This window comes from Brucella sp. LJL56, assembly GCF_054871705.1.
Genome location: NZ_JBTXLQ010000001.1, coordinates 748539 through 774626, shown reverse-complemented (window position 1 = coordinate 774626; position 26088 = coordinate 748539). Strand labels below are relative to the sequence as shown.

Sequence of the window (26088 nt, the reverse complement as noted above, 5' to 3'; positions counted from 1 at the left end):
ATAGCAGATAAATAAGCCACAGCTCATGTGAAATGGTTAAAACGTCGGCAGCTTTCATGGATAGGAAAAAAATCAATTAATAGGAAAATAGTCCTTGACTGCGTAACGGTGCTTTGCTAAGTTTTTTATACAGTCAAAGAAGTGCGACTGGCGCCGGTTACGCTATATACCCCCAGCCGATACCGGTGTGCATAACCCTGAAAAGCTATAGCGGCTTTTCAGGGTTATGTCGTTTAAGGCAATTGTGAAGATGGTGAAAACACACCCTAAAATTGTGGAAAAGATGTCGCGCGGTGAAGCGCGCATTCGTACGGCGCATCGGTTGCAGATTGCACACGGCATCGACCCCGCGGATATGGCGGAATTGCTGTCTGTCTCGGTAAGCCAATATCTCAATCGTCTGAACCGCCTGAATCTGGCTTGTTCATCTGCAGCGCCTGATTCGGATAAGCGGACACGCGATGCCATTCTGGAGCGATTGCAGGCCGAGCTGAAACGGTTGCTCGACGGGGAAGACCTGCCGGACAAGAGCAAGTCGGAAGCGCTGATGGCGCTTGCACGTGCCGTTAAATCCGTCGGCGAGCTGACCGCCGAGGAGAGGCCGACCAGCCAGTCGCCCGCCGGTGGCGCGGTCGCTTCGTTGGGCGAAACGCGCAAGGCGCTGATGCGCATAAGCAGGAGGATAAACGAACTTGCAGAAAGTCGGGCGCGGGAGATCTTGGACGGCGGGCCTGACGCCGCAGCAAGTGGAAGCAGCGGAGGCGGAGTGGCTGCTTCAGGCACGTGATGCGCAATTGCCGCCTTATGGTGACTGGCGCACATGGCTCATCATGGGCGGGCGCGGCTCCGGCAAAACGCGGGCAGGCGCGGAATGGGCGTCCGGCATGGCGCTGGGGCTGCCGCCCTTTGCCAAGACATTATCCGGGCAGATCGCGCTGGTCGGCGAAACCCTTGGCGATGCGCGCGAGGTCATGGTGGACGGGCCGTCCGGCATTCTGGCGGTGTCGCGGCTGGCGCGCCCCCGTTATGAAGCGACCCGCCGCAGGCTTTTATGGGAGAACGGCGCGGTGGCGTCGCTCTATTCTTCCGAAGATCCCGACAGCCTGCGCGGTCCGCAATTCGACGCCGCATGGTGTGACGAGCTTGCGAAATGGAAAAATCCGCAGGAAACCTGGGACATGCTGCAATTCGGTCTGCGTCTTGGAACTTTTCCGAGACAGGTTGTGACCACGACGCCGCGCGCGGTTCCGCTCCTGAAAACCTTGATCGGCGATGCCTCGGTTTCGATGACGCATATGCGGACGGACGAAAACGCGGCTAATCTGGCGCAGGGTTTCATGCAGACGATCAACCATCGCTATGCCGGGACGCGTCTTGGGCGACAGGAACTCGACGGCGAACTGATCGAGGAACGCGCCGATGCGCTTTGGTCGCGCGACCTCATCGAGCGATGTTTCGAACCCGGAATACCCGAATTGGTGCGTATCGTGGTGGCTATCGACCCGCCGGCGTCTTCGGGCAAGGCATCGGATGCCTGCGGCATTGTCGTTGCCGGTCTTGACGATGAAGGAAACGGCCACGTGCTGGCGGATGCCAGCATGAACGCCGCGAAGCCGCATCAATGGGCGCGAAAGGCCATTGCGCTTTTCCATGCGCATCAGGCTGATGCGATTGTCGCGGAGGTCAATCAGGGCGGCGAGATGGTGGCAGCGGTGCTGGCCGCGGAGGATGCGAGTGTGCCGGTTCTCAAGCGCCATGCCTCGCGGGGCAAGTTTCTACGGGCAGAGCCAGTGGCCGCACTCTATGAACAGGGGCGCATCCGCCATGTCGGACGGTTCCCGGCGCTGGAGGACGAAATGTGCGACTTCGCGCCGGGCGGTCTTTCCAGCGGGCGGTCGCCGGACCGGCTTGATGCACTCGTCTGGGCGCTGGGCGAACTGATGCTCGGCACAGAACGCAAACCGCGTATCCGTCGGTTTGGCTGAATATTCATAATTTTGGAAAGGCCATCGAATGGCATGGAACTGGGTCCGAAAATGGCCGGGGCGACGAAGCACGCCTGTATCTGCCATAAAGTCCGACGCCCCGCATCAGACAAAAATGGCGAACGGCTTTGTCGCGCTGCATATGGATCATGGCGCATCGTGGATTGCGCGGGATTACACCTCGCTAGCGCGAGAAGGCTTCATGCGCAATCCGGTCGCCCATCGCTGCGTGCGCATGATTGCGGAAGCGGCAAGCAGCGTGCCGTGGCTGCTTTATGAGGGCGCAACCGAACATGAAACGCATCCTCTGCTCGACCTGATTGCCCGCCCGCAGGCCGGGCTGGACGGAGCGACATTCTTCGAGCGGCTTTATGGGCATCTGCTGATTTCCGGCAATGCCTATGTCGAACGCGTCGATTTGCCGAGCGGTCGCATGGAACTGCACCTTCTGCGCCCGGAGCGGGTCAGCGTCGAGACCGACCCTGACGGCTGGCCGCAGGCACTGGTCTATCGCCCAGGAAGTGCAGGCAGGCGGCTGTCTCTTGGGAGTGACGGGGCGGTTGCTTTGCAACTCAAGCTGTTTCATCCGCTGGATGACCATTACGGATTTCCGCCGCTGGAAGCAGCCCTCATGGCGCTTGATCTTCATAATGCGGCAGGCGCCTGGAACAAGGCTCTGCTCGACAATTCGGCCCGGCCTTCCGGCGCGCTGGTCTATGCGCCGAAGGATGGCGGCAATCTGACCGAGGAGCAGTTCGAGCGTCTCAAGGAAGAACTGGAGGAAGGTTATACCGGTGCTTCCGGTGCCGGGCGTCCGCTGCTTCTGGAAGGCGGTCTGGACTGGAAGGCCATGGGCTACAGTCCACAGGACATGGATTTTATCGAAGCCAAGAACGGTGCCGCCCGCGACATCGCGCTTGCCTTCGGTGTGCCGCCGATGCTGCTCGGCATTCCGGGCGACAATACCTATGCCAATTATGCGGAGGCCAATCGCGCCTTTTACCGGCTGACGGTGCTGCCGCTGATAGGCCGTGCCGCCAAGGCCTTCTCCGGATGGCTTGGCCCGTATTTCGGTGACGGTCTTCGGCTCGATCACGATATCGACCGCATAGAGGGGCTGTCATCCGAGCGGGAATCGCTGTGGCGGCGCATTTCCGATGCGTCATTCCTCACCGACGAAGAAAAACGCGATGCGGTTGGCTATCAGCCCCATTCAGAAAGGAGACCGTCATGACCAACCTCAACGATGCGGTATTTGCCTCGGAGGCAGCATGGATATGGTTCGCCAAAATGGCGGGCGCGGTGGCAGGCTCTGCCGTGTCGCTGGCCTATATGCTGCCGCACGGAAAGCGCGAAGCGGCGATCCGTTTCGCAGTCGGCATTATTTGCGGCATGGTTTTCGGCGGGGCAGCAGGCGTCAAGATTTCCGAAACGCTGGCCCTTGGCGGATTGCTTGGCCGGGCGGAACTGGTGCTGATGGGATCGGCTGCGGCAAGTCTTGCGGCCTGGTCGGCACTCGGCATCTTCAAGCGTTTTTCCGAACGGCTGAAGCAGGCACCCATCCCCGGAATCCTGCCGGAGGAAAGGAGCCATAATGGCGATGCTTGATATGCGGCTGGAAACGAAACAGGCTGCTCTCGCTATCGAGGATGTCGAGCTGGATGGCAGCTTTTCGGGCTATGCGAGTGTTTTCGGTCTGCCGGATCTCGGCAATGACGTGATCGAACGGGGCGCTTTCGCCCGCTCGCTCACCAAGGGCGGCGTGTCGGGTGTGCGTATGCTCTGGCAGCATGATGCGAGCGAGCCGATTGGTGTCTGGACCGCGATCCGAGAGGATGCGCGTGGCCTTTATGTCGAGGGCAGGCTGGCCAAGGGCGTGGCGCGGGCACGCGATGCGCTGGAGTTGATGCGCGGTGGCGGGCTGGACGGCCTGTCCATCGGCTTTCGCACCGTCAAGGCGCGCAAGGATGCGCGCACCGGCCTGCGCCATATCATCGAAGCCGATCTTTGGGAAATCTCGGTCGTCACCTTTCCGATGCTGCCGCAGGCGCGTGTCAGCAGCGTCAAGGCGACGCTGCCGACGATCCGTGAATTCGAACGCTGGCTCACGCGGGATGCGGGGCTGAGCCGAACTGCCGCGAAAACCGTCATAGCCAAGGGCTTTGCGGCACTCGCTGGCGATGGGCAGGGGCGGGACGCTCACCTGTCGAGCCGGGAAACAAGCCTCGCGCAGCGTATGCGTGAAGCTGCAAAAATAATCTGAAACAACGAAACCACAGGACATAAATGGAAGAAAACCAGACCATCCCGCTCGAAATCAAGAGCGTGGAAACGAAGGCGCTTGGCCACAATGATGGTGATGTATCCGAGGCTTTCGACGAGTTCATGACGGCCTTCTCGGCATTTCGTGAAGCTAATGACGAACGGCTGAAGAAGGTCGAAAAGGGTGCGGATTCCGATGTGCTGCTGCGCGACAAGGTCGACCGCATCAACCGCTCGCTCGACGAGCAGAAGGCGGCGCTCGATCAATATGTTCTCAAGCAGGCGCGCCCGCCGTTGGGTGGTACCACACCTGTCATCAATGTCGAACACAAGCAGGCGTTCGATGGCTATGTTCGTCGCGGCGACGAACAGACGCTGCGTGGCATCGAGCAGAAGGCACATTCCTATGCCTCCGGTCCGGATGGCGGCTATCTGGTGCCTGCAGAACTGGAAACCGAGATCGGACGCAGGCTTGCCGTCCTGTCGCCGATCCGTGGCATTTCCAGCGTGCGCCAGGTTTCAGGCGCTGTGCTGAAAAAGCCGTTCTCGGTCAGCGGTCCGGCCACGGGCTGGGTCGGCGAAACCGATGCACGTCCACAGACGGCATCGGCAAAGCTGGCCGAACTGCAGTTCCCGACCATGGAAATCTACGCCATGCCGGCAGCGACTTCCTCGCTCCTCGACGATGCGGCGATCAATGTCGAACGGTGGATTGCCGAGGAAGTAGAAGCAGCCTTTGCCGAACAGGAAGGTGCAGCCTTCATCAATGGCGACGGTGTCAACAAGCCGCGCGGTTTCCTGAACTACGAGAGCGTGGCGGATAATGCCTGGGCGTGGGGCAAGATCGGCCATATTGCAACCGGCGTTGCGGGTGCCTTGCCGGAAGAAGACCCGTCGGACAAGCTGATCGAGCTTATCTACGGTCTGCGTGCCGGTTATCGCCAGAATGCCAACTTCGTCATGAACCGCAAGACGCAGAGCGTATTGCGCAAGCTCAAGGACAAGGATGGCAATTATCTGTGGCAGCCGCCATCCGCTGTCGGCGAAAAGGCTTCGCTGATGGGCTTTGGTCTGGTCGAGGCCGAGCATATGCCGGATATCGCAGCCGACAGTCCGGCCATCGCTTTCGGTGATTTCGGGCGCGGCTATCTGGTGGTGGATCGCATCGGCGTGCGTGTGCTGCGCGATCCTTATTCGGCCAAGCCTTATGTGCTCTTCTACACCACGAAGCGCGTCGGTGGCGGGGTGCAGGATTTCGAGGCAATCAAACTGCTGAAATTCGCGGCCTGATCAGATTGACGGTTTCAAAGCTGTCAGTTTTCTCAGGGGATTTTGGATCTGTCCTGCCGGTTTTGGCAGGTAGTTTCCAGTTTCAAAGCGGGTGAATCTCCACCCGGAGTTCGTGTTTAACTGCCTGATTTGAAAGTTATCATTTAGGGGACAATCCATGACAATGTTTCTTGTCACGCCACCGGTGCTGGGGCCGGTGACGATAGCTGACGTGCGTGCATTTTTGCGAATTTCCACGGATGGCGAGGACGATATTCTGCGTCGTCTCATCGCGACTGCCCGCGAAATCATCGAGGCTGAAACCGGCCTGTCGCTGATCGATCAGACCTGGCGCCTGCGTGTCGATCGCTGGCCGCGCTCGGGCCGTCTTGCCCTGTTCAAATATCCCGTCAAATCGGTTACGGCTGTAGTGGCATACAGGCAGGATGGAACCGCAATCAGTTTCGAGCCGGAAGAATTCGTCCTGCATCATAACCGCAGGCCACAGCGTCTTTATATGGCGCAATATCCTGATGCAGCGCAATTCATCGGCCTCGAAGTCGATTTCGTGGCCGGATTCGGAGAGAGCGGCGTCGAGGTCCCGGACGCTCTCAAACATGCGATCCTGATGCTTGTCGCGCATCTTTACGAGTCACGCGCCGGTGTCGATGCAGATGCCGCATCGCGCTCCTTCCCGCCGGTCATCAACCAGATGATCGATAGCTGGAAGAGGGTGTCTCTATGAACAACGTGCTTTTCATCGATCCGGGCCAGCTCACATCCGAGCTGGTGCTGGAAGCGATGCAGCCGGTGGCGGACGGTATGGGCGGTTACGACGAGAGCTGGTCCGAAGTCGGCATGGTATGGGGGCGGATCGAACCGCTTTCCACATCGCAGAAGGATTTCGGCACACGTCCGCAACCGGAAGTGACGCACCGCATCCTGTTGCGGTTCCGCCGGGATGTTTCGACCGCCATGCGATTGCGCAAGGCCGGACGGGTCTTTTCGCTGCGTTCCATCCACGATCCTGATGAAAGCGAGCGCTATCTCGTCTGTCTGGCGAGCGAGCAGGGGCGATGAATATTTCAATGCAACTTACATTCGATGGTCTTGTCCGGGCGCTGCGCTGGAAAGCGTTGTCGGCCGGGGAGGCCATCATGGTTCAACAGGCGTCGGGATCGGATGATACCGGCATTCGGACAACCAAAAATGCAGGCGGGGGCACGCATGAGGAATGGCGCGGCAGCATTGCAGAAGGCTCTGTTTGAGACTCTGAAGAAGGATGACGAACTCATTGAATCGATTGGCGGGGAGCGCATCTATGACCATGTTCCGCCGAAAACACCCTTTCCCTATGTGACGCTCGGCGAGACCGCCAGCCGCGACTGGGATACATCGACCGAAAAGGGCGGCGAGCATTTTCTCAATATCCAGATATGGGCGAAGGAAAGCGGGCGTAAACGCGTGCTGGACATTGCCGCCAGGATTGCAACGGCGCTCGACGAAAAACCGGTTGAGGTGAACGGGCACCGGCTTGTGAACCTGATGCTGACCGAAGTTCTGGCGCGCAATACCGACGGACTGGGCAGCTATCTCGGTACCATGCGCTATCGCGCCGTGACCGAACCCGCAGACTAAATTTCAGGGAGATTTGAATGGCAGCACAGAGAGGCAAGGACATCTTGCTCAAGACGATGCGCGACGACGGTACGTTTGAAACCTGCGCGGGTTTGCGCACCAAGCGTATCGCGTTCAACGCCGAAACCGTGGATGTAACGGACGCCGACGCTGCCGGGCGCTGGCGGCAATTGCTTGCGGGGAGCGGAGTTCAGCGCGCATCCGTCAGCGGATCGGGCATCTTCAAGGATGCTGCATCCGATGCGCTGATCCGCCGGATATTCTTCGAGGGCGAGATCCGCGACTGGCAGATTGTCCTGCCGGATTTCGGCACGATCAGCGGGCCGTTCCAGATAACGGCGCTGGAATATGGCGGCAATCACGATGCGGAAGTGACTTTCGAGATCGCGCTGGAATCGGCAAGCCTCATCACCTTCGGCGAGGCGCTATGATGGTCAATCGTCATCGTGGCGAAGTCGCCGCTCGGCTTGATGACCGCGACTGGACGCTTTGCCTGACGCTTGGCGCGCTGGCGGAACTGGAATCGGCATTCGAGGTCGACAATCTTTCAGACCTGACAGCGCGTTTTTCGACGGGGCGGCTGTCAGCGCGCGACATGCAGCGCATTCTCTGCGCCGGGCTTCGCGGTGGCGGTCATGCGGTCAGCACGGACGACGTGGCCGACATGCGCGCAGAGGGCGGGGCCGCAGGCTTCGCCCGCATTGTCGCATCGCTGCTGACGGTTACTTTCGGATCGCCTGAAAAGGATTCGCCGCCAAACCCGTGAGGGCCGCAGTTGAATCGAAACCTCCACCGCAAAAGCCATTTCCCTGGGATGAGGCGCTGCGGGCGGGGTTCGGTCTGCTGCGGCTTTCCCCACAGGCATTCTGGTCGATGACGCCGCGTGAACTGAACGCCGCACTTGGCTCAGCCGCGCCGGTTTTCGACGCGCCTTCGCGCCAGTCACTCGAAACACTGATGCGCGCCTTTCCCGACAGGTGAATTATGACAGATGAAACAGTTACCGTATCCGTCAATGCGGATACGAGCGCCTTCGACCGTGCCTTGACCGACCTCGAAAAGCGCTCGTCGAGCTTCGGCAACAGCCTGAGCTCTGCCTTGAAAGGCGCTATCACATCCGGCAAGGGGCTGGAGGACGTGCTGCGCGGCCTTGCAAGCAATCTGGCCGGGACTGCGCTTTCGGCAGGCATGCAGCCCTTGCAAAACCTCACCTCATCGATGATGGGCGGACTTTTCAGCGGCATTCGCGGCATCATGCCCTTTGCCAAGGGCGGCGTGGTGTCGAGCCCGACCTATTTCGGCATGGGCAACGGCTCGCTCGGCCTGACGGGCGAGGCGGGTGCAGAGGCCATTCTGCCGCTTGCACGCGGCGCAGATGGTCGCCTGGGCATTGCGACGGGCGGCGGCGGCAAGCCGGCACAGGTTGTCTTCAATATGACGTCGCCGGATGCCTCGTCTTTCCGCAAGTCGGAGGCGCAGCTTTCGACGATGCTGGCAGGCGCGGTGCGTCGCGGCGCAAGGAGGCTTTGAGCATGATCCCGAAAAGTGGGAACCGGTTTTCGGACCAGATCATGCGTGAGGAAACAAGACCATGATCGAAGCCTTTCATGATGTGCGCTTTCCGCTTGGCGTTTCGTTCGGTTCGACCGGTGGGCCAGAATGGCGCAACGAAATCGTGACGCTCACCTCCGGTATGGAAAAGCGCAATGCCCGCTGGGCGCATTCCCGCCGTCATTTCGATGCGGGGACCGGTTTGCGTTCATTGGATGATTTGAGGCAGGTGCTGGCCTTTTTCGAAGCGCGGCGCGGATCGCTTCATGCATTCCGCTTTCGCGATCCATTCGATTTTTCGTCAGCTATCGGCAGCGCGCCACCCCAGGCGAGCGATCAGCGGATCGGTGTCGGCGATGGGGCGAAAGTTAGCTTTCAGCTCGTCAAGCATTATGAGACCTACGACCGTCCGATCACACATCCCGTCGCCGGTTCCGTGCTGGTCGCGGCAAATGGCGTGATCCTGCCGGAAAGCGAAGCCTTCACCGTGGATCACACCGCTGGAACGGCCACATTTTCACCGGATTACGTGCCAGCGCCGGGCGCAATCATAACTGCGGGGTTTCTGTTCGATGTGCCGGTGCGTTTCGACACGGATCGCCTGACGGCAAGCATTGCCTCGTTTCAGGCGGGTGAAATTCCTTCGATCCCGATCATAGAGGTGAAGATATGATCCCGGTTCCGGCAGAACTTGAATCACATTTGCAGGGCGAGGTGACAAGCCATTGCTTCGCCTGGCTTATCAGAAGAAGCGACGGCATTGTTCTCGGCTTTACCGATCATGATCGCACGGTACCCGTAGATGGGATTGCCTGCGAACCTCTGACCGGTCTCAACAGCAGCGAAGCCTCAACTGCACTCGGCCTGTCGGTGGCAGGCGGCGAGGTCGAGGGCGTTCTGTCGTCAGTGAAGATCAGCGATATAGACATTGAACAGGGCCGCTATGACGGCGCCTCCATCGAGGCCTATTTGGTGAACTGGTCGGCACCGGCACAGAATATGCTTCTGCGCCGGTGGACGGCTGGCAAGATCAGTCGGTCTGGTAGCCGGTTCGTGATGGAACTGAAAGGAGCTGCGGCAGCCTTTGACGCGGTTCGTGGGCGACGGGTTCTGCGCCATTGCGATGCCAGTCTCGGTGACAGCCGTTGCAGCGTCGATGTCAACGATCCGCGTTACTTTGCAGAAGGAACAGTGCTGGCGGCGGACGGCCTGAGCTTGACTGCGGCAGGTCTGGACGGCTTTGCTTCGGGCTGGTTTTTCGGAGGAATGCTCAACTGGACTGGCGGTGCGAATGCCGGCCGGAGCGTCCGCGTGACGGTTCATGCCGGACAGATTCTCAAACTTGTCGAACCGCCTGTTCTGCCAGTCGCGCAAGGCGATGCGTTTCGCATCATTGCCGGTTGCGACAAGAGCTTTGCGACCTGCAAGGCCAGGTTCGCGAATGGTGTCAATTTTCGCGGTTTCCCGCATCTGCCGGGCAATGACGCGGCCTATGCCTATGTCAACGGCGGCAATGAATATGACGGGAGCGTGCTCGTTCCATGACGATCGCCGAGGAAGTTCTGTCCGAGGCGGAACGGTGGATCGGCACGCCCTATCGCCATGGCGCGTCCACGCGAGGGATCAGTTGCGATTGCCTTGGTCTTGTGCGCGGTGTGTGGCGGGCGCTCTACGGTTGCGAGCCGGAAGCACCCGCCGTCTATGCGCCTGACTGGGCTGAAGTCTTGACCGGCGATCCAATGCTGGAAGCAGCGTCCCGTCATATGAACCGGCGGGCTTCTCCCGTACCAATGCCCGGCGACCTTGTCGTGTTTCGCTGGCGGGCCGGTCTTGCGGCCAAGCATCTGGGCATCATGGCGCATGATAACCGTTTCATCCATGCCTATCAGGGGCATAGCGTGATGGCATCGGCGCTGGTGCCGCAATGGCGCAATCGCATCGCTGGAATTTTCATCTTTCCCGAACGGAAAATCTGATTCATGGCCACAATCGTTTTGCAAGCGGTAGGTGCAGCGGTCGGCGGCATCTTCGGACCTGTCGGTGCTGCTATCGGCGCGGGTCTTGGCGCGATGGGCGGCTATGCCATCGACAATGCGCTCATCAATTCCACACGTCATGTCGAAGGTGCGCGCCTGAATGGCGGACGTGTCGCCACGGCGGAGGAAGGGGCGGCTCTGCCCTTTGTCTATGGCACGGTCCGGGTTTCCGGCACGCTCATCTGGGCGACCCGCTTCGAGGAACAGAAGACGACTGAACGTCAGGGCGGCAAGGGCGGGCCGAAAGTCACCAGCTACAGCTATTTCGGCAATGCTGCTTATGCTGTCGCGGAAGGCTCGATAGCGGGTATTCGCCGCATATGGGCCGACGGACAAGAACTCGATCTCACCGAGATTGAAATGCGTATCTATCGCGGCACGGAGACGCAGGCTCCCGATCCGCTGATCGAGGCGAAACAGGGGGCGGGCAATGCGCCTGCCTATCGCGGCACAGCCTATGTGGTGTTCGAGCGCATCCCGCTCGACAGGTTCGGCAATCGTTTGCCGCAGTTCCAGTTCGAAGTGATGCGGCCCATCGGCAAGGTTGCGAAATCCGTCCGGGCCGTGGCACTGATCCCCGGTTCGACGGAGTTCGGCCTGTCGCCCGATCCGGTGAGCGACGAACCTCTTGCCGGTCAGAAGCGCTGGATCAACCGCAATATTCTGCGCGCGCGCAGCGACTGGGCTGCTTCAATGGACGAGTTGCAGGCGCTTTGTCCCGACCTGCATCACGTTGCGATTGTGCTGCCATGGTTCGGCGACAATTTGCGCGCCGGTTCCTGTCAGATTCGGCCCGGTGTCACCGCGCTTTCAGCCCGCAAGCCGAGCCATGCGTGGGCGGTGGAAAACGTCACGCGGGCAACAGCCCATCTCATTTCCACAAGCGGCGAGGGCGCGGCCTATGGTGGAACGCCATCCGATCAAAGCGTGATTGCCGCCATTCGTGATGCGAAGGTGCGGGGCCTCAAGGTAACTTTATATCCATTCATCATGATGGATGTGCCTGAGGGCAATCCGTTGCCGTCGCCTTATGGCGATGCCAGTCAGCCCGCCTATCCGTGGCGCGGGCGCATCACCTGTCATCCTGCCATCGGCATTGCCGGCTCACCGGACAAGACGTCTGCCGCGGGCGAACAGGTACAGGCTTTTGTTGAGGGGCAATGGGGCTATCGCCGCTTTCTCAACCATTGCGCCGATCTGGCAGAGCAGGCGGGTGGCGTGGATGCCTTTCTGCTTGGATCGGAGTTGCGTGGTCTCACCGGCATCCGCGATGGACAGGACAGCTTCCCTTTCGTCGCACATCTTTGCACGCTGGCCGCGGAAATGCGGGCAAAGCTCGGCAGCGGCTGCAGGATCACCTATGGCGCCGACTGGTCGGAATATTTCGGCTATCAGGCGCAGGATGGCAGCGGCGACCTGTTCTTCAATCTTGACCCGCTATGGTCTCACCCGGCCATCGATGCCATCGGGATCGACAATTACATGCCGCTTGCCGACTGGCGCGATCATGATCTCGACAATGGCAATCCGGATGGGTTCAATACGGCCTATGATCTGGATGGCTTGGCGGCTCATGTGGCGTCGGGCGAGGGCTATGACTGGTATTACGCAAACGCTGAAGACCGTGAGGCTCGTAGGCGTTCGCCCATTACGGATGGTCTTGCAGGCAAGCCATGGGTCTATCGCTACAAGGACCTCGAGGGCTGGTGGATCAACCGGCATTATAACCGCATCGCAGGGGCGGAGGTTTCACAACCGACTGCGTGGATACCGCAATCAAAGCCGTTCTGGTTTACTGAGCTTGGCTGTCCCGCCGTCGACAAGGGGGCGAACCAGCCGAATGTTTTCCCCGACCCGAAATCGTCGGAAAATGCGACGCCGTATTTTTCAAACGGATCACGCGCGGATATCGGCATGGATCGCTTTCTGCGTGCGCATTATCGCCACTGGCAGGACAATAATCCTGTTTCTCCGCTCTATGGCGAGCCGATGCTGGATATGGATCGCATCTATCTCTGGTCGTGGGATACGAGGCCGTTTCCAGAATTCCCGCTGGCTGCCGATACCTGGGGCGATACGGAAAACTGGCGTCTCGGCCATTGGCTGAACGGGCGCATCAGCGGTGTGTCGCTGGATGAGCTGATTGCTGGCATTCTAAGCGATTTCGGTTTGCCGGAAGCCGATTGTACCGGTGCCGATGGCTATCTTTCAGGATTTGTCATCAGTGAGCCATCGAGCGCGCGAGGCGTGCTGGAACCGCTTCTGAATGTCTTTGGCGTTCATGGGTTTGAACAGGCCGGGCGCTTTGTGTTCAAAAGCATCACTCGTGCAGGATCGGTGCTCGAATTGCCTGATTTCGTTCAGCCGGATGACCGGGAAGGTCTCACGGTCACGATCGAAGATCGAGATGATCTGCCCTCCGTGGCGGAGCTTTATTGCAACGATCCGCTGCGGGATTTCCAGATTACTGGCGCTTCGGTCCGCCGCGAGGAGGGGCAGGGCACGGAAACACTGAGCCTTTCCGGTGTCATGGAACAGGGGCAGGCAACGGCGCTCGCCGAAGCCTGGATGGCGCGGCGCTATGCAGAACGGCGCTCGGTAGACTTCGCGCTGCCCTGGTCAATGGCCGCGCTTCATGTCGGAGACCGCGTGCGGCTCGCCATTATGGGCGGCGAGCGCAACTATGTCGTGACGGGTCTGGACGACGGAGAAATCCGCACTGTCCGCGCAACCGCGCTGGCGCCGAACATCGCCTTTGCCGATCATGGCAAAACGCCAACCAGCCCCGGCGGTGGGCCGGCTCTCGATATGAAGCCGATCTTTCACCTTATCGATTTGCCGCTCTGGCCTGGCGCGGAAGAGCCTGTTGGACAGTTCCGCATCGCCTGCCATGCGAAGCCATGGCGCGGCGCGGCGGTATTCGCGTCACCTTCGGATGACGGCTTTGCTGAGCGCATCATCGTTCAGGACCGGGCAATCATGGGCGAGCTGACCGCGCCGCTGGAAGGCGCTCCGAGCGGACGCTTGATCGAGGGGCAGTCCATTGAGGTTGTGCTTTATTCGGGCGAGCTGCAGTCGCGGCCAATGGCGCAGATACTGAACGGAGCCAATACGGCTCTTTTGCGTGCGCCCGATGGCGAATGGGAAGTGTTCCAGTTTCTGGATGCGGAGGAAATCGGTCTCAACCGCTGGAAGCTCAGCCGTCTCTTGCGCGGACAGCTTGGGACAGAGCGGGCTGCGTCGGTCCTGAAGGAAGCGGAGACACCCTTCATATTGCTGGATAGTTCGGTTGTTTCGGTCGGCGTTCAGGCGGCGGAAGTGGGACTTGAACTCAACTGGCGTGTGGGAACGGCTGGCAAGGCTTTTTCGGACGAGTTTTTCGATACGGTCCGATCGAGCGGCGGCATGCGCGGCTTACGTCCACTCAGCCCGGTTCATCCGAAGGGGGGGCGGCTGGCGAATGGCGATCTGTCCTTTGGCTGGATCCGGCGCGGGCGTATCGATGCCGACGACTGGCTTGGCGAGGACATTCCGCTTGGCGAAGAGCGTGAGGCCTATCGCATCGAAATCTGGCGGGATGGAACGTTGGTACGAAGCACCCAGACATCGACGCCTTCATGGATTTATGGATTGGCCGAAAGACAGGCCGATATCGGCAATGCGGCATTCCAGTTTCGTGTCGCAATGATCGGCGCAAAGAGCGGTCCGGGTGATTTTGCACTGCTGGACGTCGCTGCAACCATCAACTGAAAGGAAAAAATATGAACGCAGATAAATCATGGTATCTTTCGCGCACGGTCTGGGCGGGTTTCGTCGCGCTATTTCTCTCTCTTGCGGGCATTTTCGGGGTGGCAATCGATGTGATTGACCAAGGTGCCCTGACGGATGTTCTGCTGCAACTGGCGACCGCAATTGCCGGAATTGTTACGATAATCGGGCGTATCGGGGCAACTTCACGCATTTCATAATTTTACAAAGCGTGATAGTCAGAGGCTGAATTTTCCTTTGGGTCCGGAAGACGAATGGTTGTTCATGCATCGTTCAGCTCTCGGGCGCTATATAAGGCGGCATGATGAAACAGAACTCTGTACTCAAAGTTTTCGCGCTTCTCGCGGTTAGTATTGGCTTGCTGCCGGTCGATGCCGGTGCCTTGCCGATCACTGCGCCACAGAAGTCCAATCTCATAGTTGCCACCGCCGGAGATTGTGCGGCGGTCGGCGAACAGGTGGCTGCCCAGCAGGGCGGCCAGCTTGCCAAGGCAACCGCCACGACTCAGAACGGCCGCCCCATGTGCGTGGTCGTCGTGCTCGTGCCGGGCCGCGATGGCGAGCGTCCGCGCCGCGTTGAAGTGGCCGTTCCCGCTCAATAATAACGGCATTTACTGCTGTTTTTCATGAATTGAGGGAGAATGTCCGCTTGCGTATCCTGATCGTTGAAGACGACAAGGACCTGAACCGGCAGCTTTCCGAAGCAATGGCTGCTGCCGGTTATGTGGTCGACCGCGCCTATGACGGCGAAGAAGGTCATTATCTCGGCGATACCGAGCCTTATGATGCCGTGGTACTCGACATCGGCCTGCCGCGCATGGACGGCATCAGCGTCGTGGAGCGCTGGCGGCGCAGCGGGCGCACCATGCCCGTTCTCATGCTCACCGCCCGCGACCGCTGGAGTGACAAGGTCGCCGGTATTGACGCCGGTGCCGACGACTATGTGGCAAAGCCCTTCCATATTGAGGAAGTGCTGGCGCGGCTGCGCGCGCTGATCCGCCGTGCCGCGGGACATGCCTCGTCGGAACTTGTCTGCGGGCCGCTCTATCTCGATACGAAAACGTCGAAGGCGAGTGTCAACGGCGTCGCGCTCAAGCTCACCTCGCATGAATATCGGCTTCTGTCCTATCTGATGCATCATATGGACGAGGTGGTCTCGCGCACCGAACTGGTCGAGCACCTTTATGATCAGGATTTCGATCGCGATTCCAATACGATTGAAGTCTTTGTCGGTCGCCTGCGCAAAAAGATGGGTGTCGACCTAATCGAGACGGTGCGCGGTATGGGCTATCGCATCCGCTCCGAAGGGGAGGTTGAGGGCGAAACGAAAGGCAACGACAACTGAAGAAGCTTCTTCGCGTCTTTCCTCCTCTTCGTTCGCTCGCGGTCCGCGTTGTCACCCTTTCGACGATCTGGGTCATCGTCGCGCTCGTCGTGGTGGCGACCTTCATCGGGTCGCTTTATGGCGATGCGGCGCGTAGCAATTTCGAACGCTTGCTGACCGCCCACCTTTTCAGCCTTGTCGGTGCTGTCAGCACGTCGGGAGAAGGCTCGTTGCAGGGACGCCCGGAACTGGGTGAGTTGCGCTATTCCAGTCCGCTCTCCGGCTGGTATTGGTCCGTCGATCCCGTCACGCCAAACCTGACCGGAAAACTGCAGTCGCCCTCTCTGATCGGGCGCTTTGTTCCGGAAATGCCGATCACGCAGGCACCTTTCGACAGCTCCTTCATGCGTAGCTACACCTTGCCCGGCCTTAACGGCGAGGAGCTTTTCATTGTCGAAACCGAAGTGGTTCTGGACAATGCCAACCGCGTGGCGCGCTTTCGCGTCATGGGCAATCTCAGCGAAGTTCTGAAGGAGATATCCGATTTCAGAACCAGCCTCGCAACTTATCTGGCGATCTTCGGTATCGGGAGTATTCTCATCAATGCAGCCGTGATCCTGTTCGGCCTGCGACCGCTCGACAAGGTGCGTCAGGCGCTGGCTGATATTCGCGAGGGGCGCTCGTCAAAGCTCGACGCTTCGCTGCCTGTCGAAATTGCACCGCTCGCCAGTGAAATGAATGCGCTGATCGAAAACAATCGCCGCATTGTCGAGCGTTCGCGAACGCAGGTCGGCAACCTTGCGCATTCTCTCAAAACTCCGCTCTCCGTGCTGGTCAACGAGGCGCGGAGTATGGGTGGCGAACACGGGCGCATCGTTCAGGAGCAGAGCGAGGCGATGCAGGTTCAGATACAGCATTATCTGCAACGTGCGCGCATCGCGGCACAACGGGACAGCGTGGTCTTTCGCACGCCCGTGCCCCCGGTTCTCGAACGTATGCAGCGCGTGACTGCGAAACTCAATCCGGCTTTCAGCGTTACCTTCAGGAATGACCTGCCCGGCGCGGTTTTTGCCGGGGAACGGGAGGATCTGGAAGAGATGGTCGGCAATCTCCTTGAAAATGCGGGTAAATGGGGCCGGAAACGTATCAACATCAGGCTTGCCCCTACTTCTGGGGAGCAACGACAGTTTGAAGTCCTGATAGAAGATGACGGGCCTGGTCTGGCATCGGACAAGATCGAGGCGGCGCTGAAGCGCGGCAGCCGTGTCGATGAAACGAAACCAGGAACGGGGCTTGGGCTGGCAATCGTGCAGGACACTGTTCGCGAATATGGCGGTAGCCTGCATCTTGGCATGAGTTCGTTCGGTGGCTTGGGTGTCCGGGTCGTGTTGCCGTTGACACAAGATTGACGGTTGTTTTTGCCTGAAAGCGAACTAGAAGATTAAATTGAAAAGCCGTATGCAGATATAGTGTGCATGCTAATTGTTTATGAAGGCCGGTTGTTATGATGATGGTATCCAGGTTTTCTCACCCAGTTTCAGTCACTTTGATGATGCTCGCCTTGTCGCTTGCATTGTCTGCCTGCGGCACAACGGGTGGCGGCAAGGGAACTGGTCTCGGCTCGCTGGGCGGCGGGTCATCAGCACAGAAGCCCGAAACCAGCCTGTTGACGTCGCTCGGTAACGGCCTTCTCGGCAGCTCTGCAAATCAGTTGAACGCAGCCGATCGCAAGAAGGCGCTGGAGGCGGAATATCGTGCGCTTGAATATTCACCGGCAGGCAAGGCCGTGTCCTGGAACGGCAGTGGATCGAATTCTGGTGACGTGACCGCGGCGCAGCCCTATCAGGTCGGATCGCAAAACTGTCGCCAGTATTCGCACAGTTTCAATATTGGTGGATCACAGCAGACTGCGCGTGGAACGGCATGTCGCAATCCGGACGGTAGCTGGACGCCGCTCACCTAAAGCGCATTCCGAAAAGTGCGGGACAGTTTTCGGACAGGATGCGCGTCAAAACAAATAATTGGAACACCTTTCAATTTGATAGATTCAGATTGAAAGGTGTTCCAATTCCTAACCGTGCCTTTGCGGCGAATTGCCCTAGTCGCTCACTTACTGAAGGTAGTAGTTGGTTTTTCCCTTGGCTGCGCTTAAGTCGTAGCCATGGAATTCTGGCTTATTGCAACATTACTGACATTGGCAGCCACTCTGGCTGTTTTGTTGCCTCTCACGCGGCGCAAGCAGGCATTCTTGCCCGCTGAAAAGAACGATCTCGAGGTCTATCGGGATCAGTTGCGCGAGGTCGAGGCCGATGCTGCGCGGGGCATGATCGATCCGCAGAGCGCCGAACAGGCGCGCATTGAAATATCACGTCGCATTCTGAATGCTGAAAAGTCAGGCAAGGAAGCAGCCGGGGCCGCGGGCAAGGCTGCACCCGGTCGGTTGCTGGCTTTCCTGGCGGTGCTCGCCGTGCCGCTGATCGCCTGGGGTATCTATCCGCTTTTCGGCAAACCGGACATGCCGTCCATGCCGCTCGCCGAACGGCTTTCGGCCAATGCGGATCGCGGCTCTGTCGATGAGCTGGTGGCGCGTGCCGAAGCGCATCTGGCGCAGAACCCCGGCGATGTGCGCGGATGGGATGTGCTGGCGCCGATCTACTTGCGGCTGGGGCGAGCCGCTGATGCAGTCAATGCATATCGCAGTTCCATTCGCATCGCCGGTGAGAATTTTCCACGCGTTTTGGGACTGGGTGAAGCACTGGCGACTGCTTCGGGCGGCACTGTGACCGCCGAGGCCGAAGGCTTCTTCAAGAAAGCCGCCGAGCTCGAACCGAATGATGTTCGCCCGCAATTCTACCTTGCACAGGGCGAGATGCAGGATGGTCGCATGGATATGGCCGCCAATCGCTTGCAGGCATTTCTCGACAAAGCGCCTGCCGATGCGCCGTGGCGCGGTCAAATCGAACAGGCTATCGCCCGGCTTCGCGATCCCGCTACCGGCGGCGAACAGCAGTCGAAGGGACCGACGGCGGACGACGTCGATGCGGCTTCGTCGCTCAGCCCGGAAGACCGGCAGGCGATGATCGAAGGCATGGTTCAACGTCTTGATGAAAGTCTTCGCCAGAATAGCGGGGATGTCGAAGGCTGGAAGCGCCTGGTGCGCTCCTATATGATCCTCAACCGCCGCGATGCAGCGCTGGACGCTTTCAATCGCGGAATGACTGCCCTTCAGGGCGAAAGCCGGTCGAACCTTCAAAGTTTCGCAGCCGGTCTTGGACTAGAGACAGGGAACGCACAACAATGAGCGCGACCGCAGATGACAATGCACGCGGCATGAAACCGACCGGCAATTTTGCCCGGACCATCAGCCAGAGAAAACGGAAGCGCCTGATCCTGATCGGCGGCGCGCTGGTGGTTCTGGCTGTGGCGGTCGGGTTGATGCTGATGGCTTTCAGCCAGGATATTCGTTTCTTCCGCACACCGGCCGACCTGACCGAACAGGATATGGCCTCCGGCTCGCGGTTCCGTCTCGGCGGTCTGGTTGAGGAGGGCTCCGTCAGCCGTGAAGGCAGCGAACTGCGTTTCACGGTGACGGATACGATCAAGACCGTGAAAGTCGTGTTCGAAGGTATTCCGCCTGACCTCTTCCGTGAAGGGCAGGGCGTTGTCGCTGAAGGACGCTTCGGAGACGATGGAGTGTTCCGCGCCGACAATGTACTGGCGAAACACGATGAGAATTACGTTCCAAAGGATCTTGCCGACAGCCTGAAGGAAAAGGGCGTCTGGGAAGGCAAATAAAAATTAGAGCATTCCGTATCGGACCCATGGTCCGGCTGGTGCTTGATGGAGACTGCAGATGAGTGTCGAGATCGGCCATTTCGCTCTGGTTCTGGCGCTGGCCCTGTCGATTATCCAATCGATTGTGCCAGTGGTCGGCGCGCATCGCCGGGATACGCAGCTCATGTCAGTTGCAGCGCCAACAGCAATTGCTGTCTTTGCGCTGATCTGCCTTGCATCGGCAGTCCTGATTCATGCCTATATCGTGTCGGACTTCTCGGTTCTGAATGTGGTCGAGAACTCGCATTCGCAAAAGCCGCTTCTCTACAAGATCACGGGCGTCTGGGGCAATCACGAAGGCTCCATGCTGCTGTGGGTATTCATTCTCACCTTCTTCAGTGCGCTGGTCGCCGCTTTTTCCGGCAATCTGCCTGAAACACTGCGCGCCAATGTCCTTGCAGTGCAGGGCTGGATCGGCGTTGCCTTTCTGGCGTTCATCGTCTTCACCTCGAACCCGTTTACCCGCATTTTCCCGGCTCCGATGGAGGGTGGCGACCTTAACCCAATCCTTCAGGATATCGGCCTCGCGATCCATCCACCGCTGCTCTATCTCGGCTATGTCGGTTTTTCGGTGTGCTTCTCCTTCGCCGTGGCGGCTCTGCTGGAGGGGCGTCTCGATGCTGCATGGGCGCGTTGGGTGCGTCCGTGGGCACTGGTCGCCTGGATGTTCCTGACCGGCGGCATCGCGATGGGGTCCTACTGGGCCTATTATGAGCTTGGCTGGGGCGGCTGGTGGTTCTGGGACCCGGTTGAAAACGCATCCTTCATGCCTTGGCTGGTTGGTACCGCGCTGCTTCATTCCGCACTTGTGATGGAAAAGCGCTCGGCCTTGAAAATCTGGACCGTGCTGCTGGCGATCCTCACCTTTTCGCTGTCGCTGCTCGGCACTTTTCTTGTTCGCTCCGGCGTTCTCACCTCGGTTCACAGCTTCGCCACCGATCCGGGGCGCGGCCTTTTCATTCTGGCGATCCTCGCAATCTTCATCGGCGGATCGCTGTCGCTCTTCGCACTACGGGTACAGAGCCTGACAGCAGGCGGTATCTTCCACCCGATCTCCCGCGAAGGCGCTCTCGTCTTCAACAATCTATTCCTGACAACCGCTGCCGCGACCGTGCTGATCGGTACGCTTTATCCGCTGCTGCTGGAAGTGATGACCGGCGATAAGATTTCCGTTGGCGCTCCGTTCTTCAACATGACGTTCGGTCCTCTGATGATCCCGCTTCTTTTTGCAGTTCCGTTCGGCCCGCTGCTCGCCTGGAAGCGCGGCGATCTATACGGCGTGTCGCAACGGCTGATGACCGCCTTCGCGCTCTCGCTTCTTGCAGCCGCAATCGTTTTGTGGAGCACATCGGCGAAATCGGTTCTGGCGGCTTGCGGAATTGGACTTGCCACATGGCTGATTTTCGGCAGCCTAACCGACCTCGTCCTCAAGGCAGGCATCGGCAAGGTTTCCGCGAGCAAAGCATTTGCACGTTTCAAAGGCTTGCCGCGTTCGGTTTTCGGCACGGCGCTTGCCCATATCGGGCTTGGTGTGACGCTGCTCGGTATTGTGAGCGTGACCACCTTCGGCACAGAGAACGTGCTGATCATGCGTCCGGGCGATACAGCCAAGGTACAGGATTACACGCTACGCTTCGAGGGGCTTCGTCCGCTGACCGGCTCGAATTTTACCGAAAATCGGGGCACTTTCACTCTGCTTGATTCCAGCGCGCGCAATCTCGGGCAGATCGAACCGTCCAAGCGGTTCTTCCCGGCACGCCAGATGCCGACAACTGAATCAGGCATCAAAACGCTGTGGTTCAGTCAGGTCTACGTCGCGCTTGGAGATGAACCAGGTGACGGATCGGCTGTGGTGCGCATCTGGTGGAAGCCTGACGTAACGCTCATCTGGTATGGCGCTCTCGTGATGATGGTGGGTGCGCTGTTTTCACTCGCGGACCGCCGTCTGCGGGTCGGCGCGCCTTCGCGCAGTCGCAAGTCCACGTCGAAAGAAGCAGAGGCCACAGTATGAGAAAGCTGTCGGCATTTGCGGCACTTCTGCTCGGCGCTGCTCTGGCTCTTCAAGGGACGACGGCGCTTGCGGTCAATCCAGATGAGATCTTGCCGGATCCAGCGCTTGAAAGGCGCGCCCGCACAATTTCGGGCGAACTGCGCTGCATGGTCTGCCAGAACGAATCCATCGACGATTCCAATGCTGAACTTGCCCGCGATCTTCGCATTCTCGTGCGAGACCGCCTGAAAGAAGGCGATACCGACGCACAGGTGATGGACTTCATCGTCGACCGCTATGGCGAATTCGTGCTTTTGAAACCGCGCCTCAATGCGCGTACCGTGCTTCTGTGGGGCTTTCCGGTCGTCGTTCTTTTGATCGGTGCGGTAGCGCTAATTTTTGCCTTTCGCGGGCGCAGACAGGCGGGTGAAGCGCCAAAACCGCTCACCGAAAGCGAAAAGACGGAACTCTCGCGCCTGCTCGACGGCAAATAACACTCGTATCGCCCGATTGTTATTCGCAACCTTACGAAACTTTCATGTTGTGGAAACGCCGCGGTAAGGTAGCCCTAGCTATCTTACGCTCTATAAAGGTTTCACAGGTTGCGTTTCCAAAAGATCGGAGCGCGGCCGGATTACTGCTCGTAAGGAGAAATAAATGTCCAGAGCCAGGATTTCCAACTATCGCAAGGGCGTTGCCGCGATTGCACTGTCGGCTGCTCTCGCCGGTGGTTTTGTCGCTACCGGCCCTCTCGGTGCGCTCAATGACGCCCGCGCCGACGCCGTGCAAGTCACTCCGCCGTTGCAAGCCGTCGGTTTTGCCGATCTGGTTGAGAAAGTTCGTCCGGCTGTCGTCAGCGTCCGCGTGAAGAAAGACGTGCAGGAAACCGCTGACCGCGGCGGCCAGTTCTCGGGCCCTCCCGGCTTTGACCAGCTTCCAGACGATCATCCGTTGAAGCGCTTCTTCCGCGATTTCGGAATGGATCCGCGTGGTGATGCGCGCCCAGACGCCCGTCCTGATCGCCGTGGCCCCGGCAAGCGTGGTCCGCGTCCTGGACATGAACGGCCTGTCGCTCAGGGCTCGGGCTTCTTCATCTCCGAGGATGGTTATGTCGTGACCAACAACCACGTCGTTTCCGATGGCGATGCTTACAGCGTTGTGATGGACGACGGGACCGAGCTCGACGCCAAGCTGATCGGCACCGATCCGCGAACCGATCTGGCCGTGCTGAAGGTCAATGATCCGAAGAAGAAGTTTACCTACGTCTCGTTTGGCGATGACAACAAGATTCGCGTCGGCGATTGGGTCGTGGCTGTCGGCAATCCGTTCGGCCTCGGCGGTACGGTGACATCCGGTATCGTTTCGGCTCGTGGCCGTGACATCGGTGCTGGCCCATACGATGATTTCATCCAGATTGATGCAGCAGTGAACAAGGGCAACTCCGGTGGTCCAGCCTTCGACATGTCCGGTCAGGTTATCGGTATCAACACTGCCATCTTCTCGCCTTCCGGCGGCAGCGTCGGTATTGCCTTCGCAATTCCGGCATCGACCGCGAAGCAGGTCGTTGAGCAGCTCATCAAGAAGGGCTCTGTGGAACGTGGTTGGATCGGTGTCCAGATTCAGCCGGTGACGAAGGATATTGCATCGTCGCTTGGTCTTGCCGAGGAAAAGGGCGCACTCGTCGCCTCACCGCAGAAGGATGGTCCGGCTGCCAAGGCCGGTATCCAGGCCGGTGATGTGATTACGGCTGTCAACGGTGAAACCGTGCAGGACCCGCGCGATCTTGCGCGCAAGGTTGCTGGCATCATTCCGGGCGAAAAGACGGCACTGACCGTCTGGCGCAAGAACAAGGCCGAGGAAATCAACATCACCATCGAGGCGATGCCTGGCGATCTTGGCAAGGCGGCCAGCCCTTCGGGCGACAATGGCAGCGATGGCCAGAGCGAGACACTCGACTCCTATGGCCTGACCGTGACGCCATCCGAAGATGGTAACGGCGTGGTGGTCACCGATGTCGATCCTGACAGCGATGCTTCCGACCGCGGTGTTCGCTCCGGCGATATCATCATGAGCGTTAACAACCAGACGGTGAAGAGCGCAAAGGATATCAACAACGCCATCAGCGAAGCCGCCAAGTCGGGTCGCAAGGCAGTGCTGCTGCAATTGCAGAGCAACGATCAGAGCCGCTTCGTGGCCCTGCCGATCGATCAGGGATGATGACCGGCAGTCCATGAAGACTCTGAGTAATTCGATGCCAGGCGGCTCTCCGCCTGGCATCGCCTTATCATCAAACGGTATTATAGTAGCGCCATGAAGATTCTCGTTATTGAAGATGACCGCGAAGCGGCCCGCTATCTGGAGAAGGCCTTCACCGAGGCCGGACATTCCGCTGATATCGCCGGTGACGGCGAGACCGGCTATACGCTGGCCGAAAATGGAAGCTACGATGTCCTTGTAGTCGACCGCATGCTGCCGAAGCGCGATGGCTTGTCCGTCGTGGCCGGCTTGCGCGCCAAGGGTATGGAAACCCCGGTGCTGATCCTTTCCGCGCTCGGCGAAGTGGATGACCGCGTCACCGGCTTGCGTGCCGGTGGTGACGACTACCTGACCAAGCCCTATGCATTCTCAGAGCTGCTGGCTCGCGTCGAGGTCCTGCAACGTCGTTCCAGTCCCCGCGAGGCGGATACGATCTACCGTGTCGGCGATCTGGAACTTGACCGGCTTGCGCATACGGCGCGCCGTCAGGATGTGGACATCACGCTCCAGCCCCGCGAATTTCGCCTTCTCGAATATCTGATGCGTCATGCCGGACAGGTCGTCACGCGCACCATGCTGCTCGAAAACGTCTGGGATTATCATTTCGATCCGCAGACCAATGTCATCGACGTGCATATTTCGCGTCTGCGTTCCAAGATCGAGAAGGGCTTTGACGTTCCGCTGCTTCATACGGTGCGTGGCGCTGGTTACATGCTGAAGGCCGGACGAGCAAAACAATCCGCAGCCGCCAAGGTGGATTGATGAGCCGCTTTTCAGCGCTCATGCGCACAACCGCAGTTCGACTATCGACGCTCTATCTGCTGCTGTTCATCGTCGGTGCGGTAGCATTGGTGTTCTACATGACCAATCTGTCTGCCTCCATGCTGGCCGCGCAGACCCAGCAATCGCTGGGCGAGGAGATCGGCAGCATTGGCAAGAGCTATGCGCGCGGCGGCATTCCGCAGCTTGTACGAACGATCGACTATCGTTCGCGCCAGCCGGGCGCTTACCTCTATCTGGTAGCCGATCCGACCGGCCGCATCCTTGCGGGCAATGTGGAAAGCGTCGAGCCCGGTGTGCTGGACACCGACGGCATTATCGAGCGCGGGTTCAAATACAGGCGCTATGGCGAGCAGGGCACCGAGACGGAGCATCGCGCCATTGCGGTTGTGATCGCATTGCCAAACGGTATGCGGCTTCTGGTCGGTCGCGATCTGGGTGAACCGGAACAATTCCGGGACGTCGTTCGCCGGTCGCTGATGCTGGCCCTTGGTATCATGGGCGTTGGAGCACTCTTGATCTGGCTCTTTGTCGGTCGGCGTGCCTTGAAACGTATCGATGAAGTTTCGCGGGCATCGCAGCGCATCATGGATGGCGATCTGACCGGCAGGCTTCCGGTCAACGGTTCCGGCGATGAATTCGACCGCTTGTCGGGCAATCTCAATGTCATGCTGGGTAAAATTCTGGAACTGAACGAGGGACTGAAACAGGTTTCCGATAATATCGCGCATGATCTCAAAACACCGCTGACGCGCCTGCGCAACCGTGCGGAGGAGGCTCTTTCCGGTAAGAAGGCCGGGCCTGAATACCGTGAGGCGATGGAAGACATTATCAGCGAGTCGGATCAATTGATCCGGACGTTCAACGCCATCCTCATGATCTCACGCCTTGAGGCAGGCTATTCATCCGAGAATCTGGAAAACATGCCGGTGGCGCCCATCCTCCGGGATGTGGCTGAAATGTATGAACCCGTCGCTGAAGATGCGGGCGTGAGCCTGACACTTGGTGATCTCGACGAGGTGGCCCTTCACATCAATCGCGAACTGGTCGGGCAGACGATTTCCAATCTCGTCGACAATGCAATCAAATATGCGGGCGGTGATGAGCGGACCGCGACAGTGAGCCTTTCTATGGAACGTGACCCGAACTGGGTTCGCATCATCGTTGCCGATAACGGTCCCGGTATTCCTGAAGAAAAGCGCGAACAGGCAACAGAGCGGTTTGTTCGTCTTGAGGAAAGCCGCACGCAACCCGGTTCGGGACTCGGTTTAAGTCTTGCCAAGGCGGTGATGAAATTGCACGGTGGCGCACTTCGTCTTGAAGGCAATGATCCGGGCCTGCGCGCTGTGCTGGAGTTCCCGTTGCCATCGGACAAGGTCGAATAATGGCGTGACAT

At 59.1% G+C, this 26088-nt stretch carries 30 protein-coding genes; all 30 read left to right on the top strand.

Going from position 1 to position 26088, the window contains the following annotated elements; genetic code table 11:
* Positions 1-250 precede the first annotated feature (250 nt).
* The 30 genes from ACYSN1_RS03820 to ACYSN1_RS03675 all read left to right on the top strand — a co-directional run bounded on the left by ACYSN1_RS03820 (position 251) and on the right by ACYSN1_RS03675 (position 26077).
* Positions 251-787: a hypothetical protein gene (locus tag ACYSN1_RS03820; RefSeq protein ID WP_461724464.1), complete on the top strand. Its 537-nt coding sequence runs from the start codon at positions 251-253 to the stop codon at positions 785-787.
* The gene (locus ACYSN1_RS03815; protein WP_461724463.1) at positions 693-1985 is read left to right on the top strand and encodes a DNA-packaging protein; all 1293 of its coding nucleotides are present in this window, start codon (positions 693-695) and stop codon (positions 1983-1985) included. Before ACYSN1_RS03820 ends, ACYSN1_RS03815 begins: the two co-directional genes overlap by 95 nt.
* Positions 1986-2013: 28 nt before the next feature.
* Positions 2014-3219 (top strand): phage portal protein, encoded by a 1206-nt coding sequence (locus tag ACYSN1_RS03810; RefSeq protein ID WP_461724462.1) that lies wholly within the window; start codon positions 2014-2016, stop codon positions 3217-3219.
* Positions 3216-3593 (top strand): DUF6107 family protein, encoded by a 378-nt coding sequence (locus ACYSN1_RS03805; protein WP_461724461.1) that lies wholly within the window; start codon positions 3216-3218, stop codon positions 3591-3593. The genes ACYSN1_RS03810 and ACYSN1_RS03805 overlap by 4 nt, the downstream gene beginning before the upstream one ends.
* Complete coding sequence (locus tag ACYSN1_RS03800) at positions 3580-4248, top strand: HK97 family phage prohead protease (protein WP_461724460.1); 669 nt, start codon at positions 3580-3582, stop codon at positions 4246-4248. Before ACYSN1_RS03805 ends, ACYSN1_RS03800 begins: the two co-directional genes overlap by 14 nt.
* A gap of 23 nt (positions 4249-4271) precedes the next feature.
* Positions 4272-5537: a phage major capsid protein gene (locus ACYSN1_RS03795; RefSeq protein ID WP_461724459.1), complete on the top strand. Its 1266-nt coding sequence runs from the start codon at positions 4272-4274 to the stop codon at positions 5535-5537.
* Positions 5538-5694: 157 nt separating this feature from the next.
* Positions 5695-6261, top strand: a complete 567-nt coding sequence (locus ACYSN1_RS03790; RefSeq protein ID WP_461724458.1) for a head-tail connector protein — start codon at positions 5695-5697, stop codon at positions 6259-6261.
* Positions 6258-6596, top strand: a complete 339-nt coding sequence (locus ACYSN1_RS03785; protein WP_461724457.1) for a phage head closure protein — start codon at positions 6258-6260, stop codon at positions 6594-6596. The genes ACYSN1_RS03790 and ACYSN1_RS03785 overlap by 4 nt, the downstream gene beginning before the upstream one ends.
* Positions 6597-6604: 8 nt before the next feature.
* Entirely contained in the window at positions 6605-6784 is a 180-nt protein-coding gene (locus ACYSN1_RS03780) for a hypothetical protein (RefSeq protein WP_461724456.1), read from the top strand.
* A complete protein-coding gene (locus ACYSN1_RS03775; protein WP_461724455.1) occupies positions 6744-7154 on the top strand; it encodes a DUF3168 domain-containing protein in 411 nt (136 codons plus the stop codon). The genes ACYSN1_RS03780 and ACYSN1_RS03775 overlap by 41 nt, the downstream gene beginning before the upstream one ends.
* Before the next feature lie 17 nt (positions 7155-7171).
* Positions 7172-7585, top strand: a complete 414-nt coding sequence (locus ACYSN1_RS03770) for a phage major tail protein, TP901-1 family (RefSeq protein ID WP_461724454.1) — start codon at positions 7172-7174, stop codon at positions 7583-7585.
* Positions 7582-7920, top strand: a complete 339-nt coding sequence (locus ACYSN1_RS03765; RefSeq protein ID WP_461724453.1) for a gene transfer agent family protein — start codon at positions 7582-7584, stop codon at positions 7918-7920. Before ACYSN1_RS03770 ends, ACYSN1_RS03765 begins: the two co-directional genes overlap by 4 nt.
* Positions 7917-8135 (top strand): rcc01693 family protein, encoded by a 219-nt coding sequence (locus ACYSN1_RS03760; protein ID WP_461724452.1) that lies wholly within the window; start codon positions 7917-7919, stop codon positions 8133-8135. The genes ACYSN1_RS03765 and ACYSN1_RS03760 overlap by 4 nt, the downstream gene beginning before the upstream one ends.
* A gap of 3 nt (positions 8136-8138) precedes the next feature.
* Positions 8139-8684, top strand: a complete 546-nt coding sequence (locus ACYSN1_RS03755) for a phage tail tape measure protein (protein WP_461724451.1) — start codon at positions 8139-8141, stop codon at positions 8682-8684.
* 61 nt (positions 8685-8745) lie between these two features.
* Entirely contained in the window at positions 8746-9378 is a 633-nt protein-coding gene (locus ACYSN1_RS03750) for a phage distal tail protein, Rcc01695 family (RefSeq protein ID WP_461724450.1), read from the top strand.
* Positions 9375-10250, top strand: a complete 876-nt coding sequence (locus tag ACYSN1_RS03745) for a DUF2163 domain-containing protein (protein ID WP_461724449.1) — start codon at positions 9375-9377, stop codon at positions 10248-10250. The genes ACYSN1_RS03750 and ACYSN1_RS03745 overlap by 4 nt, the downstream gene beginning before the upstream one ends.
* Complete coding sequence (locus ACYSN1_RS03740; protein WP_461724448.1) at positions 10247-10681, top strand: NlpC/P60 family protein; 435 nt, start codon at positions 10247-10249, stop codon at positions 10679-10681. Before ACYSN1_RS03745 ends, ACYSN1_RS03740 begins: the two co-directional genes overlap by 4 nt.
* Positions 10682-10684: 3 nt before the next feature.
* Positions 10685-14491, top strand: coding sequence for a baseplate multidomain protein megatron (locus ACYSN1_RS03735; RefSeq protein ID WP_461724447.1), 3807 nt, complete (start codon positions 10685-10687; stop codon positions 14489-14491).
* Positions 14492-14502: 11 nt separating this feature from the next.
* Complete coding sequence (locus tag ACYSN1_RS03730) at positions 14503-14709, top strand: hypothetical protein (RefSeq protein ID WP_461724446.1); 207 nt, start codon at positions 14503-14505, stop codon at positions 14707-14709.
* A 104-nt stretch (positions 14710-14813) separates the two neighbouring features.
* Complete coding sequence (locus tag ACYSN1_RS03725) at positions 14814-15110, top strand: hypothetical protein (protein ID WP_461724445.1); 297 nt, start codon at positions 14814-14816, stop codon at positions 15108-15110.
* A gap of 47 nt (positions 15111-15157) precedes the next feature.
* Positions 15158-15853 carry a response regulator transcription factor gene (locus ACYSN1_RS03720; protein WP_140019874.1) on the top strand — a complete coding sequence of 232 codons (696 nt, stop codon included), beginning with the start codon at positions 15158-15160 and terminating at the stop codon, positions 15851-15853.
* Positions 15854-15942: 89 nt separating this feature from the next.
* Positions 15943-17241 carry an ATP-binding protein gene (locus ACYSN1_RS03715; RefSeq protein WP_461724444.1) on the top strand — a complete coding sequence of 433 codons (1299 nt, stop codon included), beginning with the start codon at positions 15943-15945 and terminating at the stop codon, positions 17239-17241.
* Positions 17242-17336: 95 nt separating this feature from the next.
* The gene (locus tag ACYSN1_RS03710; protein WP_461724443.1) at positions 17337-17795 is read left to right on the top strand and encodes a hypothetical protein; all 459 of its coding nucleotides are present in this window, start codon (positions 17337-17339) and stop codon (positions 17793-17795) included.
* A 198-nt stretch (positions 17796-17993) separates the two neighbouring features.
* Positions 17994-19133 (top strand): c-type cytochrome biogenesis protein CcmI, encoded by a 1140-nt coding sequence (gene ccmI, locus ACYSN1_RS03705; protein WP_461724442.1) that lies wholly within the window; start codon positions 17994-17996, stop codon positions 19131-19133.
* Entirely contained in the window at positions 19130-19627 is a 498-nt protein-coding gene (ccmE, locus tag ACYSN1_RS03700; protein WP_461724441.1) for a cytochrome c maturation protein CcmE, read from the top strand. Before ccmI ends, ccmE begins: the two co-directional genes overlap by 4 nt.
* Before the next feature lie 58 nt (positions 19628-19685).
* Positions 19686-21677, top strand: coding sequence for a heme lyase CcmF/NrfE family subunit (locus ACYSN1_RS03695; RefSeq protein WP_461724440.1), 1992 nt, complete (start codon positions 19686-19688; stop codon positions 21675-21677).
* Positions 21674-22150 (top strand): cytochrome c-type biogenesis protein, encoded by a 477-nt coding sequence (locus ACYSN1_RS03690; RefSeq protein WP_461724439.1) that lies wholly within the window; start codon positions 21674-21676, stop codon positions 22148-22150. Before ACYSN1_RS03695 ends, ACYSN1_RS03690 begins: the two co-directional genes overlap by 4 nt.
* Positions 22151-22313: 163 nt before the next feature.
* Positions 22314-23873, top strand: a complete 1560-nt coding sequence (locus tag ACYSN1_RS03685; RefSeq protein WP_461724438.1) for a Do family serine endopeptidase — start codon at positions 22314-22316, stop codon at positions 23871-23873.
* 93 nt (positions 23874-23966) lie between these two features.
* Complete coding sequence (locus ACYSN1_RS03680) at positions 23967-24674, top strand: response regulator transcription factor (protein WP_061347250.1); 708 nt, start codon at positions 23967-23969, stop codon at positions 24672-24674.
* Positions 24671-26077, top strand: a complete 1407-nt coding sequence (locus tag ACYSN1_RS03675; RefSeq protein ID WP_461724437.1) for a sensor histidine kinase — start codon at positions 24671-24673, stop codon at positions 26075-26077. Before ACYSN1_RS03680 ends, ACYSN1_RS03675 begins: the two co-directional genes overlap by 4 nt.
* Positions 26078-26088 lie beyond the last annotated feature (11 nt).

Coding starts and splice junctions, on each gene's coding strand:
- ACYSN1_RS03820 (WP_461724464.1), top strand. CDS start 251: ATGGTGAAAACACACCCTAAAATTGTGGAAAAGATGTCGCGCGGTGAA.
- ACYSN1_RS03810 (WP_461724462.1), top strand. CDS start 2,014: ATGGCATGGAACTGGGTCCGAAAATGGCCGGGGCGACGAAGCACGCCT.
- ACYSN1_RS03805 (WP_461724461.1), top strand. CDS start 3,216: ATGACCAACCTCAACGATGCGGTATTTGCCTCGGAGGCAGCATGGATA.
- ACYSN1_RS03800 (WP_461724460.1), top strand. CDS start 3,580: ATGGCGATGCTTGATATGCGGCTGGAAACGAAACAGGCTGCTCTCGCT.
- ACYSN1_RS03795 (WP_461724459.1), top strand. CDS start 4,272: ATGGAAGAAAACCAGACCATCCCGCTCGAAATCAAGAGCGTGGAAACG.
- ACYSN1_RS03790 (WP_461724458.1), top strand. CDS start 5,695: ATGACAATGTTTCTTGTCACGCCACCGGTGCTGGGGCCGGTGACGATA.
- ACYSN1_RS03785 (WP_461724457.1), top strand. CDS start 6,258: ATGAACAACGTGCTTTTCATCGATCCGGGCCAGCTCACATCCGAGCTG.
- ACYSN1_RS03780 (WP_461724456.1), top strand. CDS start 6,605: ATGCAACTTACATTCGATGGTCTTGTCCGGGCGCTGCGCTGGAAAGCG.
- ACYSN1_RS03775 (WP_461724455.1), top strand. CDS start 6,744: ATGAGGAATGGCGCGGCAGCATTGCAGAAGGCTCTGTTTGAGACTCTG.
- ACYSN1_RS03770 (WP_461724454.1), top strand. CDS start 7,172: ATGGCAGCACAGAGAGGCAAGGACATCTTGCTCAAGACGATGCGCGAC.
- ACYSN1_RS03765 (WP_461724453.1), top strand. CDS start 7,582: ATGATGGTCAATCGTCATCGTGGCGAAGTCGCCGCTCGGCTTGATGAC.
- ACYSN1_RS03755 (WP_461724451.1), top strand. CDS start 8,139: ATGACAGATGAAACAGTTACCGTATCCGTCAATGCGGATACGAGCGCC.
- ACYSN1_RS03750 (WP_461724450.1), top strand. CDS start 8,746: ATGATCGAAGCCTTTCATGATGTGCGCTTTCCGCTTGGCGTTTCGTTC.
- ACYSN1_RS03745 (WP_461724449.1), top strand. CDS start 9,375: ATGATCCCGGTTCCGGCAGAACTTGAATCACATTTGCAGGGCGAGGTG.
- ACYSN1_RS03740 (WP_461724448.1), top strand. CDS start 10,247: ATGACGATCGCCGAGGAAGTTCTGTCCGAGGCGGAACGGTGGATCGGC.
- ACYSN1_RS03735 (WP_461724447.1), top strand. CDS start 10,685: ATGGCCACAATCGTTTTGCAAGCGGTAGGTGCAGCGGTCGGCGGCATC.
- ACYSN1_RS03730 (WP_461724446.1), top strand. CDS start 14,503: ATGAACGCAGATAAATCATGGTATCTTTCGCGCACGGTCTGGGCGGGT.
- ACYSN1_RS03725 (WP_461724445.1), top strand. CDS start 14,814: ATGAAACAGAACTCTGTACTCAAAGTTTTCGCGCTTCTCGCGGTTAGT.
- ACYSN1_RS03710 (WP_461724443.1), top strand. CDS start 17,337: ATGATGATGGTATCCAGGTTTTCTCACCCAGTTTCAGTCACTTTGATG.
- ccmI (WP_461724442.1), top strand. CDS start 17,994: ATGGAATTCTGGCTTATTGCAACATTACTGACATTGGCAGCCACTCTG.
- ccmE (WP_461724441.1), top strand. CDS start 19,130: ATGAGCGCGACCGCAGATGACAATGCACGCGGCATGAAACCGACCGGC.
- ACYSN1_RS03695 (WP_461724440.1), top strand. CDS start 19,686: ATGAGTGTCGAGATCGGCCATTTCGCTCTGGTTCTGGCGCTGGCCCTG.
- ACYSN1_RS03690 (WP_461724439.1), top strand. CDS start 21,674: ATGAGAAAGCTGTCGGCATTTGCGGCACTTCTGCTCGGCGCTGCTCTG.
- ACYSN1_RS03685 (WP_461724438.1), top strand. CDS start 22,314: ATGTCCAGAGCCAGGATTTCCAACTATCGCAAGGGCGTTGCCGCGATT.
- ACYSN1_RS03680 (WP_061347250.1), top strand. CDS start 23,967: ATGAAGATTCTCGTTATTGAAGATGACCGCGAAGCGGCCCGCTATCTG.